Annotated in this window: 9 protein-coding genes and 3 rRNA genes; 4 read left to right on the top strand and 8 right to left on the bottom strand. The window is 68.4% G+C overall.

All coding sequences use genetic code 11. From position 1 onward, the window contains the following. Positions 1-38 precede the first annotated feature (38 nt). Together HD595_RS06345 and HD595_RS06350 are read left to right on the top strand one after the other, a co-directional pair. A complete protein-coding gene (locus HD595_RS06345; protein WP_253766514.1) occupies positions 39-1655 on the top strand; it encodes a PucR family transcriptional regulator in 1617 nt (538 codons plus the stop codon). A gap of 327 nt (positions 1656-1982) precedes the next feature. Continuing rightward, complete coding sequence (locus tag HD595_RS06350; RefSeq protein ID WP_253766516.1) at positions 1983-3464, top strand: phosphodiester glycosidase family protein; 1482 nt, start codon at positions 1983-1985, stop codon at positions 3462-3464. A gap of 687 nt (positions 3465-4151) precedes the next feature. On the opposite strand, the gene rrf is transcribed toward HD595_RS06350, so the two are convergent. From rrf to HD595_RS06365, 3 genes are all read right to left on the bottom strand, one after another. Beyond that, a 5S ribosomal RNA gene (rrf, locus tag HD595_RS06355) occupies positions 4152-4268 on the bottom strand. A 133-nt stretch (positions 4269-4401) separates the two neighbouring features. Next, a 23S ribosomal RNA gene (locus HD595_RS06360) occupies positions 4402-7508 on the bottom strand. A 328-nt stretch (positions 7509-7836) separates the two neighbouring features. After that, positions 7837-9358, bottom strand: a 16S ribosomal RNA gene (locus HD595_RS06365). The 16S, 23S and 5S rRNA genes sit together here, the layout of an rRNA operon. A gap of 487 nt (positions 9359-9845) precedes the next feature. Between HD595_RS06365 and HD595_RS06370 the strand changes: the two genes are divergently transcribed. Continuing rightward, complete coding sequence (locus HD595_RS06370) at positions 9846-11021, top strand: AI-2E family transporter (protein ID WP_253766517.1); 1176 nt, start codon at positions 9846-9848, stop codon at positions 11019-11021. A gap of 22 nt (positions 11022-11043) precedes the next feature. Here the strand turns inward: HD595_RS06370 and HD595_RS06375 are convergent, their stop codons facing one another. The 3 genes from HD595_RS06375 to HD595_RS06385 are packed head-to-tail and all read right to left on the bottom strand — an operon-like array spanning position 11044 to position 14116. Further along, a complete protein-coding gene (locus HD595_RS06375; RefSeq protein ID WP_253766519.1) occupies positions 11044-11766 on the bottom strand; it encodes a helix-turn-helix transcriptional regulator in 723 nt (240 codons plus the stop codon). Positions 11767-11814: 48 nt separating this feature from the next. After that, on the bottom strand, positions 11815-12678 hold the full coding sequence (locus HD595_RS06380) for a hypothetical protein (protein ID WP_253766521.1): 864 nt from the start codon (positions 12676-12678) through the stop codon (positions 11815-11817). A gap of 52 nt (positions 12679-12730) precedes the next feature. Then, positions 12731-14116: a hypothetical protein gene (locus HD595_RS06385; protein ID WP_253766523.1), complete on the bottom strand. Its 1386-nt coding sequence runs from the start codon at positions 14114-14116 to the stop codon at positions 12731-12733. A gap of 115 nt (positions 14117-14231) precedes the next feature. Between HD595_RS06385 and HD595_RS06390 the strand changes: the two genes are divergently transcribed. Continuing rightward, positions 14232-15851 (top strand): molybdopterin-dependent oxidoreductase, encoded by a 1620-nt coding sequence (locus tag HD595_RS06390; RefSeq protein ID WP_253766525.1) that lies wholly within the window; start codon positions 14232-14234, stop codon positions 15849-15851. A 7-nt stretch (positions 15852-15858) separates the two neighbouring features. Here the strand turns inward: HD595_RS06390 and HD595_RS06395 are convergent, their stop codons facing one another. Next, positions 15859-17508, bottom strand: coding sequence for a carbohydrate binding domain-containing protein (locus tag HD595_RS06395; protein ID WP_253766527.1), 1650 nt, complete (start codon positions 17506-17508; stop codon positions 15859-15861). A 96-nt stretch (positions 17509-17604) separates the two neighbouring features. Further along, on the bottom strand, positions 17605-19035 hold the full coding sequence (locus HD595_RS06400; protein ID WP_253766529.1) for a carbohydrate-binding protein: 1431 nt from the start codon (positions 19033-19035) through the stop codon (positions 17605-17607). Positions 19036-19345 lie beyond the last annotated feature (310 nt).

The following is a 19345-nucleotide window of genomic DNA, read 5'->3' on the forward strand; positions in this document are numbered from 1 at the left end:
ATTGCCGATCTTACAAGCTGATCGGATAGGCTCTGTCCGTGCTGCCCACCATTGCCGATGTGCTCGCCTTGGAGACGGTTCGCCGGGGCGGACCGCGCGTGGTCGCGGGCGCCGACCGGCTGGGCAGCAAGGTGCGGTGGGTCCATGTCGGCGAGATCGCCGACATCGCCCCCCTGCTGCGCGGCGGCGAGCTGGTGCTCACTACCGGCGTGGCGCTGCCGCGCGACCCCGAGAAGCTGGCCGACTACATCGGGGAGCTGGCATCCGTGGGCGTCGCCGGGCTCATCGTGGAGCTGGGCCGCCGGTTCGTCGGCGAGCTGCCGCCCCCCGTCGTCAAGGCCGCCGAGGAGCACGGCCTGCCGCTCGTCGTGCTGACCCGCGAGACGCCGTTCGTGCAGATCACCGAGTCGGTGCACGCCCGGATCATCGACATCCAGCTGGAGGAGCTGCGGGCCTCCGAGCAGTTGCACGAGGTCTTCACCGAGCTGTCGGTCGAGGGCGCCTCGCCCGCCGAGGTGCTCGCCCAGGTGGCACGGCTGTCCGGGCGGCCCGTGCTGCTGGAGAACCTCGCCCACCAGGTGCTGGCCTGCGAGTCCGCGGCCCGCGACACCGGCAGCCTGCTCGCCGGGTGGGAGACCCGCTCGCGGGCCGTCGCGCCGTCCGAGCGCACCGCGTACGACCCGGCCTCCGGCTGGCTGGTCACCACCGTCGGCGCCCGCGGCCAGGACTGGGGACGGCTGATCCTCCTGTGCGACGCGCCGCCCTCGCCCCGCGACCTGGTCCTCGCCGAGCGCGCCGCCACCACCCTCGCCCTCGGCCGCCTGCTCGAACGCCACCAGGAGTCGCTCGAACGCCAGGCCCACGGCACGATCATCACCGGCATCCTCACCCACGCCTACGCCGACCCCGACGAGGCCGCCGCCCGCGCCCGCGCCGTCGGCGTCCCCCTCACCGGCCGCAAGCTCGTCAGCGTCGTCATCCGGCCCACCGAGCCCGTCGAGCAGGCCCTCGACGGGCAGGCCCAGCTCGGCGAGCTGGCCGAGGCCACCGCCGCGGCCTGCCGCGACGCCCGCCTGCCCGCCCTCGTCGGCGCGCTCGACCAGGACCGCGTCGGCGTCCTGCTGCCCCTGCCGCCGCGCACCCAGGCCGAGCCGGCGCTGACCGCCCTGTCCGACCGCCTGCGGATCCTGTGGAAGACCGGCTCGGCGTTCGTCCTCGCGGCCGGCTCCGTGGTCGACTCCATCCGCGACGTGCGGCGCAGCTTCCTCGAAGCCGAGCAGGTCGCCGACGTGGCCGTGCGACAACCCGACGGCAGGCCCTTCTACCGGCTACCCGACCTGCGGCTTCGGGGCCTGCTGCACCTGCTGCGCGACGACGCGCGGCTGCAGACGTTCGCCGAGCGGGAGCTCGGGCCGCTGCTCGCCCACGACGCCCAGCGCGGCGGCGACCTCACCAGGATCCTGCGCATCTACCTCGACGCCGGGCGCAACAAGGCGGTGGCCGCCCAGAAGGCGCACCTGTCCCGGCCCGCCTTCTACGACCGGCTCCGGCGCCTCGAACGCATCCTCGACACGGACCTCGACGACGTCGAGTCGTGCCTGTCGCTCCACGTCGCCCTGCTGGCCCTGGAGTCCTTCCGCCGCGACGCCCGCTGACGGCCGGGCGCACGTTCCGTCGCGGGCTCTCGCCGTCGCGGGCTTTCGCCGTCGCGGGCTCTCGCCGTCGCGGGCTCTCGCCGTCGCGGGCTTTCGCCGACGCGGGGCTCTCGCCGTCGCGAGCTTCCGCCGTCGCGGGCTTCCGCCGTCGCGGGCTTTCGCCGACGCGGGCGCACGTTCCGTGACGACCAGGAGTCGTACGGCAAGCCCGATCCAGGCTGCGATGTCAATCTCGTAACCTCTGCGACCGATTAGCGTGTTTCGCTCACCCGCCGACCATGATCACGCCAGGATGGTGCGGTTCACTGCCCGCCCTCTGGAGTTGTCATGTCTCGACGTACCCTCGCCGCCGGCCTGTCCCTGGCCGCCGCCCTCACGGTCACCACCGTGCCCGTCGCCGCCGCGGACCAGGCATCGGTCAAGTTCCCGTCCGCGAAGTTCCCCTTCCCCGTGGGGACGTCGGGCGCGCCGACGAGGAAACTGACCAGCGTGGCCCAGGGCGTCGACCTGTACGACCTGCAGGCCGGCAACTCCAGCAACGCCTACACGGTCTCCGTCCTCATGCCCAGCGGCCGTGACTACGGCATGCGGCAGACCGCCGAGTCGGTCCTGGCCCAGGTCGAGGAGGCGGGCGAGACCGCGACCCTGCAGGAGGTCGTCCGGCCGGCCGTGGCCGACGCCCCCTCGCAGACCGTCTACATGGTCCGCGTGGGCAGCTGGAAGCTTGAGGAGAAGAAGAAGGCCGAGGAGATGGTGTCCAAGCTCAAGGACGCCGGACTGAAGGCCAGGGTGGACTACACCGGCGACGACGGCCTCGAGACGACCGGCCCCTGGAACGTCAAGGTCATGATGATCGACGCGCGGACGTTCCGCGGATCGTACGCGTCGTCCCTGGGCACCAGTGTGGCCGCCCGCGACAAGGTCTCGGCCATGGCGAAGTCCGCGCATGCCCTCGCGGCCGTCAACGGCGGCTTCTTCAACATCCACACCGCCAAGAACCTCCAGGGCGAGCCGGTCGGCGCGTCGGTGGTGGCGGGCAAGCTGCTCAGCGAGGCCGTGCCCGGCCGCTCCGCCGTCGTCCTCAAGGGCCGCACCGCCCGCATCACCGAGATCAGCACCACGGTGACGGCCATCGCGCAGGACGGCTCCAAGTCCCCGGTCAACGGCGTCAACCGCGCGGCCGGCACGGACGAGCTGGTCCTGTACACCGAGGAGTTCGGTGCCAAGACCCCGGCCGACGACGGCGCCGACGTGGTGATCGACGCCGCCGGCAAGGTCGTCGGCGTGCGCGCCCCGGGCGCCGAGGTGGCCAAGGGCACGCGCGTGCTGCACGGCACCGGCGTCGCCACCGAGTGGCTGTCCGCGCACGCCACCGAGGGCACCACCCTGAAGATCGACACCAAGGTCGTGGACCTGCGCAAGCGCTCGGCCATCAAGCTCACGCCGGACGTGAACGTCATCGCCGGCAGCGTCGGCCTGGTCCGCAACGGCAAGACCAAGATCACCGCCAAGCTCAACGGCCACGACTCGATCAACATGATCCTTCGCAGGCACCCGCGCACGCTGCTCGGCACGACCCGCAACGGCAGCCTCATCGTGGCCGTCATCGACGGCCGCCAGCCGGGGATCACGGTGGGGGCCAACTTCATCGAGGCGGCCCGCTTCATGCGCTGGCTCGGCGCCCGCGAGGCCGTCAACCTGGACGGCGGCGGCTCGACCACCATGGTGGTGGGCGACAAGGTCGTCAACCGCCCGTCGGACGGGGTGGAGCGTGGGGTCGGCGACGCCCTGCTGATCCTGCCGAAGTAAGGACGGCCGGAGATCGTCCCAGCCGGGGGTGGACCCACCGCCCCCGGCTTTCCCATGTTCACCGCTGCCTGCCTTGTGCCGCCGGCCCCTCCTCGCACTGCCACGCCCACCACAGCGGATCCCGTCACAGCGGGTCCCGTCTCGGCGGGTCCCGTCTCGGCGGCTCCCGTCTCGGCGGGTCCCGTCACGGCGGCTCCCGTCTCGGCGGGTCCCGTGACAGCGGCTCCCGTGACAGCGGCTCCCGTCTCGGCCGGTCCGTGTCGCGCCTTGCGACGCCGTCGGGGCTACGGCAGCCGCCGCGACGCGGGTCCCGAGCTGGCTGTAGGGCGCCGTACCCGCCGGCCTGGCTGTCACGGCCCTTGCCGAGGTGGGGGTGCTGAGATCGGCCCAGATGGCTCGACTGTCATGACCCGACCACGCTGGCTGAAGCTGCTGCTCTGCGGAACCGACCGCGCCGCTGTCGAGAGGAAGAGCCGCGGCTGCACCCGGTACACCGAAGCGGGGGGGTACGCGATAGATGGTGCGCGATAGACATTGTCCTGAGGAACGTATCTCCGGGGCAGGCGTCCGGTCGAGGCGGAGAAACGCATCCCAGAACATGCGGGAACTGAGCCTGGACATGCGAAAAGGGGCCCACACGAGCCCCGGCATCAAGCCAGGCTCGCATGAACCCCTTCTCAAAAGATTGTCCGGCGGTGACCTACTCTCCCACACCCTCCCGAGTGCAGTACCATCGGCGCTGGGAAGCTTAACTTCCGGGTTCGGAATGTAACCGGGTGTTTCCTTCCCGCCATAACCGCCGTAACCCTCCGAAACGCACAAGCACTGCTTGCTGTCTCAGAATTGCCTAGTGGACGCGAGCAAAACCTTCAGTGTGGCGCAGCTCTGGACCCGGCGAAGAGTAACAGAGCGCAGCACACACCAAAGCATAAGCTTTGTGGTCAAGTCCTCGGCCTATTAGTACCGGTCAGCTCCACACGTTACCGCGCTTCCACCTCCGGCCTATCAACCCGGTCGTCTACCGGGAGCCTTACCCCCTCACAGGGTGGGAGACCTCATCTCAAGGCGAGCTTCCCGCTTAGATGCTTTCAGCGGTTATCCCTTCCGAACGTAGCCAACCAGCCATGCACCTGGCGGTACAACTGGCACACCAGAGGTTCGTCCGTCCCGGTCCTCTCGTACTAGGGACAGCCCCTTTCAAGTCTCCTACGCGCGCAGCGGATAGGGACCGAACTGTCTCGCGACGTTCTAAACCCAGCTCGCGTACCGCTTTAATGGGCGAACAGCCCAACCCTTGGGACCTACTCCAGCCCCAGGATGCGACGAGCCGACATCGAGGTGCCAAACCATCCCGTCGATATGGACTCTTGGGGAAGATCAGCCTGTTATCCCCGGGGTACCTTTTAGCCGTTGAGCGACACCGCTTCCACATGCCGATGCCGGATCACTAGTCCCAGCTTTCGCTCCTGCTCGACCCGTCAGTCTCACAGTCAAGCTCCCTTGTGCACTTACACTCAACACCTGATTGCCAACCAGGCTGAGGGAACCTTTGGGCGCCTCCGTTACCTTTTAGGAGGCAACCGCCCCAGTTAAACTACCCACCAGACACTGTCCCCGATCCGGATCACGGACCAGAGTTAGACGTTCAAAACGACCAGAGTGGTATTTCACCAATGACTCCACCCGAACTAGCGTCCGAGCTTCCCAGTCTCCCACCTATCCTACACAAGACGCTCCAAACGCCAATGTCAAGCTGTAGTGAAGGTCCCGGGGTCTTTCCGTCCTGCTGCGCGTAACGAGCATCTTTACTCGTAATGCAATTTCGCCGGGTCTGCGGTTGAGACAGCGGGGAAGTCGTTACGCCATTCGTGCAGGTCGGAACTTACCCGACAAGGAATTTCGCTACCTTAGGATGGTTATAGTTACCACCGCCGTTTACCGGCGCTTAAGTTCTCACCTTCGCACAGCAAGCTGCGCTAAGCGGTCCCCTTAACGTTCCGGCACCGGGCAGGCGTCAGTCCGTATACATCGTCTTACGACTTCGCACGGACCTGTGTTTTTAGTAAACAGTCGCTTCCCCCTGGCCACTGCGACCCCCACCAGCTCCAGGCGCAAGGCCTATCACCAGCAGAGGTCCCCCTTCTCCCGAAGTTACGGGGGCAATTTGCCGAGTTCCTTAACCACAGTTCACCCGATCGCCTTGGTATTCTCTACCTGACCACCTGAGTCGGTTTAGGGTACGGGCCGCCACAACACTCACTAGAGGCTTTTCTCGGCAGCATAGGATCATCCACTTCGCCACAATCGGCTCGGCATCACATCTCAGACTATATGGAACGCGGATTTGCCTACGTCCCGTCCTACATGCTTACCCCAGGACAACCATCGCCTGGGCTGGACTACCTTCCTGCGTCACCCCATCGCTTACCTACTACCCAATCAGGCCGAGCGTTCGGTCTAACACAGCCTCCGAAGAAGCCGCTGACTTAAGGACTCTTAGTATCAAGGGGTTCGATATGGGCGCATTGAAGCGGGTACGGGAATATCAACCCGTTGTCCATCGACTACGCCTGTCGGCCTCGCCTTAGGTCCCGACTTACCCTGGGCGGATTAGCCTGCCCCAGGAACCCTTGGTCATCCGGCGCGAGGGTTTCTCACCCTCGATTCGCTACTCATGCCTGCATTCTCACTCGCACAGCTTCCACGACTGGATCACTCCGCCGCTTCACCAGCTGCACGACGCTCCCCTACCCACCCACCACACATGGTGATGAGTGCCACGACTTCGGCGGTGTACTTGAGCCCCGCTACATTGTCGGCGCGGAATCACTTGACCAGTGAGCTATTACGCACTCTTTCAAGGGTGGCTGCTTCTAAGCCAACCTCCTGGTTGTCTCTGCGACTCCACATCCTTTCCCACTTAGCACACGCTTAGGGGCCTTAGTCGGTGATCTGGGCTGTTTCCCTCTCGACTACGAAGCTTATCCCCCGCAGTCTCACTGCCACGCTCTCACTTACCGGCATTCGGAGTTTGGCTGACGTCAGTAACCTTGTCGGGCCCATCGGCCATCCAGTGCTCTACCTCCGGCAAGAAACACGCGACGCTGCACCTAAATGCATTTCGGGGAGAACCAGCTATCACGGAGTTTGATTGGCCTTTCACCCCTACACACAGGTCATCCCCCAGGTTTTCAACCCTGGTGGGTTCGGTCCTCCACCCAGTCTTACCTGAGCTTCAACCTGCCCATGCGTAGATCACTCCGCTTCGGGTCTACAGCATGCGACTCAAACGCCCTATTCAGACTCGCTTTCGCTACGGCTCCCCCACACGGGTTAACCTCGCCACACACCATAACTCGCAGGCTCATTCTTCAAAAGGCACGCAGTCACATCACACAAGGACCGAAATCCTCGTAAGCTCCTACGGCTTGTAGGCACACGGTTTCAGGTACTATTTCACGACCCCTCACCGGGGCACTTTTCACCTTTCCCTCACGGTACTCGTGCACTATCGGTCATCAGGGAGTATTTAGGCTTACCAGGTGGTCCTGGCAGATTCACACAGGATTCCTCGAGCCCCGTGCTACTCGGGAACACCTCAAGAAGTCCATCCGATTTCGCCTACCCGGCTCTCACGGTCTACGGCGCCCCTTCCCAGAGGCTTCAACTATCGGAAGGATTTATAACTTCTCACAGTCTCGGCAGAAACTGTTAGAGGGTCCCACAACCCCGGACATGCAACGCCTGCCGGCTATCACACACGCCCGGTTTAGCCTCATCCGCTTTCGCTCACCACTACTCACGGAATCACATGTTGTTTTCTCTTCCTACGGGTACTGAGATGTTTCACTTCCCCGCGTTACCACCAACCGCCCTATACATTCAGGCGGAGGCAACACCACATGACTGGTGCTGGGTTTCCCCATTCGGACATCCCCGGATCAACGTCTGGTTGGCGACTCCCCGAGGCTTAACGCAGCCTCCCACGTCCTTCATCGGCTCCTGATGCCAAGGCATCCACCGTGTGCCCTAAAAAACTTGGCCACAAAGATGCTCGCGTCCACTATGCAAATCTCAAACAACAAACAGCAACCACCCAGCAACACCAGCTCACGGTGTCCTGTGATGGCCCTGTATGAGGTTCCACAGACTCGAAAGCCCGTTTCCTCAGGACCCAACAGTGTGTTCGACATCTCGTAACCCCCGAACCGCCGTTCCCACTCCCCTCACAAGGAGGGGCGGTACTAGCCGGCCGGCGATCACGCCATGCCGAGTAGCCAGTGCTCCACTAATGAGCCGTCACGCATCAGACATTCGCTGATGACCGTGACATGGACCAGGAGGTGTGAACCTTCTGGCCGATGCTCCTTAGAAAGGAGGTGATCCAGCCGCACCTTCCGGTACGGCTACCTTGTTACGACTTCGTCCCAATCGCCAGCCCCACCTTCGACCGCTCCCCCCCTTGCGGGTTGGGCCACGGGCTTCGGGTGTTGCCGACTTTCGTGACGTGACGGGCGGTGTGTACAAGGCCCGGGAACGTATTCACCGCAGCGTTGCTGATCTGCGATTACTAGCGACTCCGACTTCATGGGGTCGAGTTGCAGACCCCAATCCGAACTGAGACCGGCTTTTAGGGATTCGCTCCGCCTCACGGCTTAGCAGCCCTCTGTACCGGCCATTGTAGCATGTTTGCAGCCCAAGACATAAGGGGCATGATGACTTGACGTCATCCCCACCTTCCTCCGAGTTGACCCCGGCAGTCCCCCATGAGTCCCCAGCACCGGTAAACCGGCCTGCTGGCAACATGGAGCAAGGGTTGCGCTCGTTGCGGGACTTAACCCAACATCTCACGACACGAGCTGACGACAGCCATGCACCACCTGTCACCCAGTCCGAAGAGGCGCCCATCTCTGAGCGTTTCCGGGTGATGTCAAACCTTGGTAAGGTTCTTCGCGTTGCGTCGAATTAAGCAACATGCTCCGCCGCTTGTGCGGGCCCCCGTCAATTCCTTTGAGTTTTAGCCTTGCGGCCGTACTCCCCAGGCGGGGCGCTTAATGCGTTAGCTCCGGCACGGAACCCGTGGAAGGGTCCCACACCTAGCGCCCAACGTTTACAGCGTGGACTACCAGGGTATCTAATCCTGTTCGCTCCCCACGCTTTCGCTCCTCAGCGTCAGGTAAGGCCCAGCAAGCCGCCTTCGCCACCGGTGTTCCTCCTGATATCTGCGCATTTCACCGCTACACCAGGAATTCCGCTTGCCCCTACCTACCTCTAGCCGGCCCGTATCCACCGCAGACCCGCAGTTAAGCTGCGGGCTTTCACGGCAGACGTGACCAGCCACCTACGAGCTCTTTACGCCCAATAATTCCGGACAACGCTTGCGCCCTACGTATTACCGCGGCTGCTGGCACGTAGTTAGCCGGCGCTTCTTCTGCAGGTACACGTCAACTTCGTCCCTGCTGAAAGAGGTTTACAACCCGAAGGCCGTCATCCCCCACGCGGCGTCGCTGCGTCAGGCTTCCGCCCATTGCGCAATATTCCCCACTGCTGCCTCCCGTAGGAGTCTGGGCCGTGTCTCAGTCCCAGTGTGGCCGGTCGCCCTCTCAGGCCGGCTACCCGTCGTCGCCTTGGTAGGCCACTACCCCACCAACAAGCTGATAGGCCGCGAGCCCATCCCCAACCGAAAAAACTTTCCACCACCACCCGATGCCGGGGGCGGTCGTATCCGGTATTAGACCCAGTTTCCCGGGCTTATCCCAGAGTCAGGGGCAGGTTGCTCACGTGTTACTCACCCGTTCGCCGCTCGAGTACCCCGAAGGGCCTTTCCGCTCGACTTGCATGTGTTAAGCACGCCGCCAGCGTTCGTCCTGAGCCAGGATCAAACTCTCCATTAAAGGCTTGTCTGATGCCTAACTTGAAAAGGAATCCGTCACCGGCTCACGCCGATATGACGGGGTCATGCATTGTTCATGCACTGGCTTTTAACACACTGTTGAGTTCTCAAGAAACGGACGCGTTCTCCCCGGTCCTGCGAGAGGCGCTTTTCGTTTCGTTCGTTCGTTGTGTCTTTATTCTTTCAGCGACCGTATTCTCTGTCAAATTCGGCGCTTTCGGAATTCCGACCGTGCCCCGTCTCCGGCGCAACCCCTCTAACTTACTCCAACATCTGACCGATGTCAAAGCCGCTGTTCAGCGGCACGCTGCAGGGCACAGTGATCCGCCGTCTGGCGATGAGCTAGGAGGTGGCCCCCGAGCGAGGCCGGCGATCACCGCCGTCCTCGTGGGACTGGTGAACTCTATGCATCCCTCTGCGAACCGTCAAATCAACGGAATGCCCCTCCCCCGTCGGTGTTTCCGCTCGCCCACGGGTAGGTGCACAAGGTGAGCGACCAACCCATTCCACGAGCGCTCATCGTTCTGCTGGGGATGGCCGGCGCCGTCGTCACGCTGTTCGGCATGCGCGAGGTGGCGTCCATCATCGGGCCGGTGGTGCTGGCGCTCGTGCTCGTCATCGCCGTGGCGCCGGTGCGCGACTGGCTGGCCCGGCGTGGCGCACCGCTCTGGACGCAGGTGGTCATTCCCTTCGTGATCGTGCTGTTCGTCCTGCTCGGCATGGTGGCGATCCTGACGTTCGCGGTCACGGAGCTCGCCGGCCTGCTCCCCGCGTACGGCCCGCAGTTCCAGAAGCTGCTCGACGAGGCCCAGCGGCTCGCGACCTCCGTCGGCCTCAGCAACGCCAAGATCAACGAGGCGCTCAAGGGCATCGACCTCGGCAAGATCGTCGGCGTGGTGCAGAGCCTGCTGGGCAGCCTGGTGAACGTGCTGTCGGGCCTGTTCCTCATCGTGGTGCTGCTGCTGTCGATGTGCCTGGACGGGCCCGTGACCGCGCGGATCCTGGAGGCCGGGCACAGCAGCCGGCACATGCTGGTGAGCGCGCTGGCCACGTTCGCCCAGAAGACCCGGCAGTACCTCATCGTCTCGACGGTGTTCGGGCTGATCGTCGCGGTGCTGGACGCGATCGGGCTGGCGATCCTCGGCGTCCCGCTGCCGATCCTCTGGGGCGTGCTCGCGCTGATCACGAACTACATCCCGAACATCGGCTTCGTCCTCGGCCTCATCCCGCCCGCGCTGCTGGCGCTGCTCGACGGCGGGCCCAAGCAGATGGTGCTGGTCATCATCCTGTACTGCGTCATCAACGTGGTGATCGAGTCGTTCATCCAGCCGAAGTTCCTGGGCGACGCGGTGGGGCTGTCGACCACCATGACGTTCCTGTCGCTGATCCTGTGGACGTTCGTGCTCGGAGCGCTGGGGGCGCTGCTCGCCATCCCGCTGAGCCTGTTCGCGCGGGCCCTGCTCGTGGACAGCGACCCGCGCGCCACCTGGGCCGCCGCCCTGATCTCGGGTACGCCACCCGAGGAGCCGCCCAAAGCGGCGCCACCCGGCACGCCGCCACCTGTCGAGACTTCCGTGCGGGGGCCCGCCGTGGCCCCGGGCCCGCCGACGAGTGGGGAGAGCGCGGCGGAGGGCGGCACGGCCGAGCCCACTCCCCCGCGCTGATCGACCGGGAAGGTGGGCCGCCTCAGGTGAGCAGGCGGCTCAGGGGTACGCCGCTCAGGCGCTTCACGTCGTGGGACAGGTGCGCCTGGTCCGCGTAGCCGGACGCCGCCGCCACCTCGGCCAGGGCGACGCCCGAGCGGGCCAGCCGCAGCGCCCGCTGGAAGCGCACGACGCGCTGGAGCGTCTTGGGCGGGTAGCCGAAGCCGGCCACGCTCCTGCGGTGGAGCTGCCGCTCGCTGAACCCCAGCTCCCAGGCGGCCTCGCGCACGCTCAGTCCCGATCGCAGCGCCGCCACCAGGGCCGGGGCCGCCGGGTCGGGGGGCGCGGTCTCGCGGATGCGGGCGGCGACGGCCCGTCTCATCAGACGCAGACGTTCGTCGAGCAGGAGCCTGGGGTCGGACGACACGGACGGCGCGGCGTCCGGTGAGAGGAGCGGGCTCCAGGCGGCGCGGTTCAGCGCGGCGAGCGGGACCCGCTGGTCGCGCAGCCCGTGGACGGGCACGCCGAACACCTCACCCGTCCCGCCCGGCCGGAAGCGGATGCCGGCGAGCACCTCGCCGGCGCGCAGCGGCGCGGGCATCGGCCCCGTGTCGGGGCCCGCGACGAAGAGACCGGCCGGGCCCCAGATGAGGTCGACGCACCCGTCGGGCACCACGAGCTGCGTGCCGTCGGCCTCGGGGATCTGCCCCCAGGCGCACACGACGCGGCCGGCGAGCTCCGGCGCGGGCGGTCGTTCCTCGTACATTCCTCCACGCTAGGACACGCCACCGACAACGCGCCTCCGCGAGGGCTCCTACGGGAGCCGCCCGTACGCGCGCAGGGTCTTGAGGCGCTCGACGGTCACGTATCCGCCCCACTCGTGCTCGACCAGCGGCGTCCACATCAGCCAGTTGCCGCCCCACCCGCCCTCGGGCGACTGCGCGGCGGCCAGCGCGTCCAGGTGCCGGTCCAGCAGATCGGCCTCGAACAGCGGAAGCCGGGACGGCGCGGGGGCGAAGTCCAGCGGGAAGTGGGCCTCGCCCGGGGTGTCCGGGTCGAGGGCGACGGTGTCCAGGACGGCTTCGCGCAGGCGGGCGAACTCGGCCTCGGCCCGTTCCCGGTCCGGCGCCTCCTCCAGGAAGGCGACGATCGCCCGCGCCTCGTACGGGGTGGTCCGCTCGACGGCGGCGATCCGGGTCCAGCAGAACGCGGTGGCCCGCTCCAGCCACGGGTGGACGGCGCGGTGCCGGTGCAGGAGCGCCGCGATCGAGGCGGTCGGCACCAGGTTGCCCGGCGGGTCGTCGTCGGTCTCCCACCAGGGCGCGCGGGCGGTGCCGCGCACGCTGGGCAGCACGAACGGCACTCCGCCGTCCCCGGTCGTCACCGACAGCAGGTAGTCGCAGGCCCTCGGCACCATCGGGTCGGCGAACGCGTCCAGCTCGTCGAGGACGCGGAAGGCCACCTCGACCGGCTCCGGCTGGCTGCCCGCGCCGCGCAGGTCGGGTTCGAGCGCGTTGCCGAAGCCGCCGTCGGCGTTCTGGTAGCAGCGCAGCACGTCGAGGACCCGGTCCCTCGATCCCCCGGCGAACAGCGCCTCGAACCGGAGCCGGTCGAGCAGCCGCCCATGGAGCTCCAGGTAGGCGGCCGCCCGGGTCAGCGTGTCGATCTTCATGTCCATGAGCGGAACGTACCCGGCGGGGAACGCCTCGCTCTTGTAGGAATCGGACGCCTCAGACCGCCGAGGCGACGGGGGGCTTCTCCGCGGGCACGGCGGGAGCCGTCACGCCGGCCGGGCCGCGGCGGCCCCACGGCATGGCGACGAGCAGCACCGGCAGCAGCACGATCGACGCCCGCGACCAGTCGGCGTGCAACCCCCACCAGGTGTCGACGTCGAACTGCGTCATGTACAGGTAGCCGTACGCCGCCCACGCCGACACGCCGACGATCGCCGGCCAGGCGAACCGCGTGGGCCGGGCGACCAGGAACGGCATGAACCACAGCAGGTACTGCGCGCCGAGCCGCGGGGTGACGACCATGAAGATGAGCAGGATGGCCGTGGTCATGTCGATCGGGTCGGCCCGCCGCCACAGGAAGATGACGCCGACGACGCAGGCGTAGATGAGGTTCGTGCCCAGCTTGGCGAGGCCGGGCTCCAGCGCCCAGTCGCCACCGGTCTTCCACGGGGTCCAACCCCATTCGCCGACGATCGGGCGGATGTCCTGGATGGTCTTGATGACCTCCGGGATCTGCTGGAGCGAGGTGCCCGCGAAGATCGGCAGGGTGACGAGGAAGAACAGCGGCACGAGACCGGTCACGAACAGCGCGGCCACGCGGGCGCGCAGGTGCGGCAGGAGCAGCAGCATGCCGGGGATGAGCCAGATCGGCCAGCTCTTCGCGCACAGGGCCAGGCCCATGAGCAGGCCCGCGAGACCGGCCCGCTTGAGGTCGGCGCGGTCGGTGGGACCGGCGGTCAGGGCCCGGCGCAGCAGGCCGCCGGGGCCGAGCACGCGGTAGGCGGCGGTGCGCCAGCCGTAGGCGGTCACGCCGCGGCGGACGCGGGCGACGACCTCGGTGCGGATGCCGGGCCGCTCGGGCGAGCCCGGCCCGCGGGCCACCACGAAGGCGGCCACGCCGAAGACCAGCGCCACCGGCTCGACCTGGCCATGGATGCAGGCCACCAGCAGCGCGAGCGGGTTGAGCGCGTACTGCAGGGCGCGCAGCGACGCCTTGGGCCCACCGGCCAGCTTGGCGACGAGCGGGATGAGCGCGATGTCGGCGACCACGGTGACCAGGCGCCCGGCGTACTCCCACGGGATGCCGAGCCAGAGCAGGATGCCGTAGACGTACGGGATCGTCGGCAGGAAGTGCCAGCCGCCCTCGCTGGCGAGCACAGGGTCCTGGCCGTTGAGCACGGCCTCGCCGGCGGGCTTGAAGCTCTCCATGAAGTCCACCGGCTGCCACGAGTCGTGCGCCGCGGTGAACAGGAGCAGCACGCGGACGGCCACGCCGACGACGACGGCGACGATGATGGGCGGCCGCCAGTCCCGCCACTGGGCGACGACGGCGAAGACGACTCCCGCGACGAGCACGGTCCCTGTGAGAAATGCGTAGTCCATGGCGGGTCTAGCCTGCCGTACTCCCCTGGATGCTTCCACTTGCCAGGCCATTCTTATCCCCGACATGGCGGGTCGTACCGCGATAGACCGTGACCCTCTGTGCTGAACTCTTTCCATGGGGGGATCGCAGGTCAACCGGGCTCTGGTCCGGCTCTACTTCGAGGTGAAAGATGAGCTTCGCGACCCGGTCGCCGCCTGGGCGAAACTCACAGCAAACTCTGAGGTGTACCGCAGGGCCCGCGGCGGGCGGCGGGTACCGCTGGACGACGGCACCGCCGCGGAGCTGACGGCCGCGGCGATCGTGCACACGGCGGCCGAGTACGGCCCGGACCGGGTGGCGGCGCTGGCGACCTCGCCGCTGGCGGGGCTGGTGGCCGCGCTGGGCGGCGCGGTGCTGACCGAGCAGCCGGCGGCGCCGTGGCAGGTGCTCGGGCCCGGCTTCCGCGGCCCCGAGCCGGACGACTGGCCGAGCGCGGCGTACGTGATGCTGTGGGGCGAGAACAACCGGCTGATCCGCACGCCGGGCGCGCCGTGGGTGATCGCCGGGCGCTACAAGGGGCAGAAGGTCGTCGCGATCGGCCCCCACCCGACGCGGCTGTCGGACGAGACGCTGGTCGTGCGGCCGGGCACGGACGGCGCGCTGGCGATGGCGATGGGCCACGTGCTGCTCAAGGAGTTCCTGCTGGAACGGGCGGCGTTCGCCGAGCACGCGCTGGACCACACGGACCTGCCGTTCCTCGTGCGGCTGCGTGAGCTGGGCGGCGCGTGGGTGGCGGGCTGCGGGATCGGCCGGCGTGCCGACCGGCTCAGCGTGTACGGCGGGCCGCGCGGCGAGTCGGTCGAGGTGCTGCTGCCGCGCTTCGACGACGGGCCCGGCGTGCTGCGGCGCGGCGTGCCGGTGCGGCGGTACGGGGACCTGCTGGTGACGACGGTGTTCGACCTGCTGCTCGCGGTGTACGGGGTGCCCAGGGAGGGGCTGCCGGGCTGCTGGCCGGCAGGCTACGAGGACCGGGCCGAGCCGTACACGCCGGCCTGGCAGGAGCCGCTGACCGGGGTGCCGGCCGCGCGGGCGGTCAAGGTGGCGCGCGAGCTGGGCGCGACGGCGGAGCGGACCGGGGGCCGGTGCGTGATCGTGCCGGGGCGGCTGGAGACCTCGCACGCCGACACGGCGTACCGGGCGATGCTGGCGTTGCTCGTGCTGACCGGGTGCGGCCGCGGCTGGGCGCAGGAGGGCGCGGGCGGCGAGGTGCCGCTGGTGCCGTTCCTGTGCCTGCACGCCCAAGGCGAGGACGGCGCGAACGTGGGCCGGCTGTGCTGGCCGCTGGCCGACGGCGTGCTGAGCGGGCGCACGGGGCGTTCGGTGCTGGTCGAGGCGGTGCGCGACGGCCTGCCGATGGCGCCGTCGCCCCGGGTGCTGGCCCTGCCGCGGCCCATCTACCCGGTGCCGCCCGACCTGGACCTGCTGATCGGGCCGGACGACCGGTGCGACGTGGCGATCGCGGAGGCGGGGCTGGTGGCCGACGCGGTGGCCAAGCTCGCCGTGGGGCGAGTGGAGCCGGCCCCGGCGCGGGCGCAGGATCCGCCCGTGCCGGGGCCGATGCGGCTGATGGTGGACCACGCCTGGATGCACGAGTACGGCGAGGCGCTGCCGACGTACCGGCCGCCGGGGCCGGGCCTGCCGGTCAAGCCCACGCACCTCGTGCCCTACATGCCGCTGGTCCCCTTCAGTCCGTGACGCTCGTTCAGCCGGTGAAGCCCTTGAAGATCCCGGTGAACTCGTAGGCCGTCTGGGCGATGCCGCTGCACGTGGGCGAGACGCCGCCGCCGGGGCAGCCGCCGTTGTCGCGCCCGGCCGACCAGAAGCCGACGAACCCGATGCCGTTGGCGTTGGCCCAGTCGCGCAGCTTGCGCGCGTCGGCCTGGGTGGTGGTCATGCCGGTGTCGTTGCGGCCGATCATCGGGGTGACGCCGAGCATCCTCCTGATCTGCGCGTCGGACCGGGACGGCCACACGGTCCTCATCTGGGCGAGGGTGGCCTGGGCGGCCGAGATCATGGCGTCGCCCCAGGAGCCGGTGTAGCCGAAGTTCATGAGCATCGGGTTGACGGTCACCTCCAGCCCGCGGGCCGCGGCGTCCTGGAGGATCTGCAGCGAGAACGGGTCGACGCCGTAGTCCTGTCCCTGGACGCGCAGGGTGTAGCTGACGGTCGTGCCGCGTTCGGCCTGGAGCTGCCGCAGGGCGGTGTTGACCTTGACGACGTCGATGGACGCCTCGACGTCCACGTCGAGGTGGTTGGTGCCGACGGTGTCGAGCACCTTCTTGTACGCGGCGAGCAGCGCGGCGGAGGTGCCGCAGGTGTGCTCCAGGTACGGGCCCATGGCGCCGCCGCTGGCCACGACGACCTGGCCGCCCTGGGCCTGCAGGGCCTTGACGTCGCCGATGATCCGGGCGTCGGCGAGCGGGATGGTGCCGCCCCAGGCGGGGTTGCAGCCGGTGCTGTCGCCGAGGACGAAGGCGAGCGTGTAGTTCTTGACGCCGGTGGCCGAGGCGGCGCCGGCCAGGGTGGGCGTGGTCATGGTGATGTCGATGTACGGGGCGTACCGGATGGCGCCGGTGGGCGGCGTGGTGGTGCCGGTCGTCCGGCCGCTCGCCGAGGGGCTGTAGGCGGAGCAGTTGCCGGCGGCGTCGCAGGCGCGCACGCGGAAGCCGTAGGCGGTGTCGGGGTTCAGGCCGGTGGCGGTGTAGGTGGTGGAGGTGACGGCGGCCGGCGCGCCGCCGTCGCGGGAGACGTCGTAGCGGGCGACGGTCCCGGAGTCGTCGGTGGAGGCGTTCCAGGTGAGGGTGAGGCTGGAGCCGGTCGCGCCGCCGACGGACAGGCCGGCGGGCACCGTGGGCGGCCGGGTGTCGGGGGCGCCGCCGGGGCCGTCGAGGACGACGTCGTCGGCCAGGTACGCGGGCTGGCCGTACCAGCCGTTGACGTACACGGTCACGGACGTCGTGCCGGCCGGGGTGGTGAAGGAGGTGGACAGTTGCGCCCACTGCGCGCCGGGCGTGCCCCAGGTGCTGGCCTCCACGCCGGCGCCGGTCGCGCCGAGGAAGACGTAGGCGCCCTGGACCCAGGCGGTCAGCCGGTAGGCGGTGCCGGGGCGGACGGTCACGGTCTGGCCGCAGCGGGCGTGGTCGCCGCCGCCGGGGGTGCCCTGGAGGGCGCGGGCGCCGCCGTGGACGGGTGTGGAGACGGCCGCGACCGTGCCGGAGCAGGTCCAGCCGGACAGGTCCGACTCGAAGCCGGGGTTGGTGAGGATGTTCGCGGCGGCGGCCGGGGCGGCGTTCAGCGCGGTGAGGCCGGCGGCGAGCGTGACGGCCGCCACGAGGGTGCGGAGCAGCTTCATGGGGGGTGTCCTTTCGCGGGACTCAGCGGGACTCATGGGAACGCCCCACCGCGGGACATGAGCGGTGGGGCGGTCGCACGGAGGCCGTCGGCCGGGTCAGAAGCCGGCGGTGATCCGGGTGAACTCCCAGTCGCTCTGGGAGATGCCGCTGCAGTCGGACACGACGCCGCCGCCGGGGCAGGGGCGGTCGCGGTTGACGGCCCAGTAGGCGAGCCTGGTCAGGCCCTTGCCCTTGGCCCAGTCGCGGATCTGGGTCCAGGTGGCGGGCGAGGTGAGCTCCTGCTGGTCGGACAGGCCGTTCATGCCGGAGATGCCCATGTGCGCGTACGCCTGGGCGTCACTCCAGCCGAACGCGTTCTTGAGGGCGGTCTTCAGGCCCTCGGAGGCGTTGACGGTGTCCTGGTACATGGTGGTGCCGCCGAAGTCGAACGGCATGATCGTGTAGTTGTCGATCGGCACGCCGAGGGCCTTCGACTGGTTGATCAGCCGGACACCGTGGGCGTTCGGGCCGGTCTTGGTGGTGCCGAAGGTGACGACGACCTTGACGTTCGGGTTGTTCTGCTTGACGATCTTCAGGCCGTTCAGGATGCGGTCCTGGACGGTGTAGTTCTCGAACTCGTCGGTGTTCTCGATGTCGAAGTCGACCACGGCGGGGCCCACGGCGTTGACGACCTGCTGCACCGCTCCGGCGAACGCCTGCGGGGTGGAGCAGTTCGGGCCGAGCTTGTTGCCCTGCCAGCCGCCGAAGGAGACCTGGACGCTGCCGCCCGCGGCCTTGATCGCCGAGATGGCCTGCGCGTCGGCGCCGCCGGTCAGCGGGCGCTGCCCGTCCCAGGCGGGGGTGCAGCCGCCGCTCGACAGGATGAACGCCATGGTGAACGACTTGACGCCGGTCGCGCTCATGACCGAGGCGGGGGCGGGCGGGTTGCCCCAGCCCATGTAGAGGTAGGGGGCGCCGGGCATCTTGGAGCCGCCGCCGCCCGTGCAGCCGCCGGTGGTGCCGGTCACCGAGGCGCCGGCCGACTCCCCGGCCGCGTTGTAGGCGCGGATCGTGTAGGTGTGCGTGGTGCAGGTGCCCAGCGAGCCGATCGTGGCCGAGGTGCCGGAGGTCGTGGCCCGGTTGGCGGAGCCCTCGTAGACGCGGTAGCCGGTGACGGTGCCGGACGAGGCGGTCCACGCCAGGGAGATCGAGCTGTCGGTGGTGGCGGTGACGCGCGGGGAGCCCGGGGTGCCGGGGGCGCCGGGGTTGCCGCCACCGGTGACGGGCTTCCACAGGGCCGGCACGGCCGGGGGCTCCCAGCCGGTCTGCGAGGTGTGGGCCTGGATGCACTCGTAGTCGGCGGCGTTGTAGGTGACGCGGGCGCCGATGGCGTACCAGACGCCGGGCTGCCAGTCGGCGGCGGCGTCGGCCTGCTGGTCGACCGCGGACGGTGCTGAGGTCGCCGAGGCCGGCGCGGTGGTGGCCGCTCCGGCGCCGACCATGGCGAGGGCGGCGAGTAAGGCGAGGAACATGCGACGGAATCTCATGGCATTCCCTGAAAAGTGCGGCTTCACGGGTGGGGGGTGCGCTGGGGAGTGCGGTGGGGGCGCCCGGTGCGTGCGCCGTTCTGCTCGGGTGCCGTACGGCTCGCGCCGGGGGGTGAGAGCGCGAGCCGTACGGTGGTCAGGGCGAGACGGCGGGGGGCGGCGGCGAGCGGGTCATGGCTCCCCGATTCATGATTACTTTTAGGAAAGTTTCCTAAGAGTTGTGGCGATCGTAGCCTTGACACCTGGTCCTTACAAGACCCAACGTGCTCATGCCCGGATACGTGAGAGCGCCGCGACCGGTTCGGCCGCG

Source organism: Nonomuraea roseoviolacea subsp. carminata, from assembly GCF_024172185.1.
Taxonomy (GTDB): Bacteria; Actinomycetota; Actinomycetes; order Streptosporangiales; family Streptosporangiaceae; genus Nonomuraea; species Nonomuraea roseoviolacea.

Coding starts and splice junctions, on each gene's coding strand:
- HD595_RS06350 (WP_253766516.1), top strand. CDS start 1,983: ATGTCTCGACGTACCCTCGCCGCCGGCCTGTCCCTGGCCGCCGCCCTC.
- HD595_RS06375 (WP_253766519.1), bottom strand. CDS start 11,766: ATGTACGAGGAACGACCGCCCGCGCCGGAGCTCGCCGGCCGCGTCGTG.
- HD595_RS06380 (WP_253766521.1), bottom strand. CDS start 12,678: ATGGACATGAAGATCGACACGCTGACCCGGGCGGCCGCCTACCTGGAG.
- HD595_RS06385 (WP_253766523.1), bottom strand. CDS start 14,116: ATGGACTACGCATTTCTCACAGGGACCGTGCTCGTCGCGGGAGTCGTC.
- HD595_RS06390 (WP_253766525.1), top strand. CDS start 14,232: ATGGGGGGATCGCAGGTCAACCGGGCTCTGGTCCGGCTCTACTTCGAG.
- HD595_RS06395 (WP_253766527.1), bottom strand. CDS start 17,508: ATGAAGCTGCTCCGCACCCTCGTGGCGGCCGTCACGCTCGCCGCCGGC.
- HD595_RS06400 (WP_253766529.1), bottom strand. CDS start 19,035: ATGAGATTCCGTCGCATGTTCCTCGCCTTACTCGCCGCCCTCGCCATG.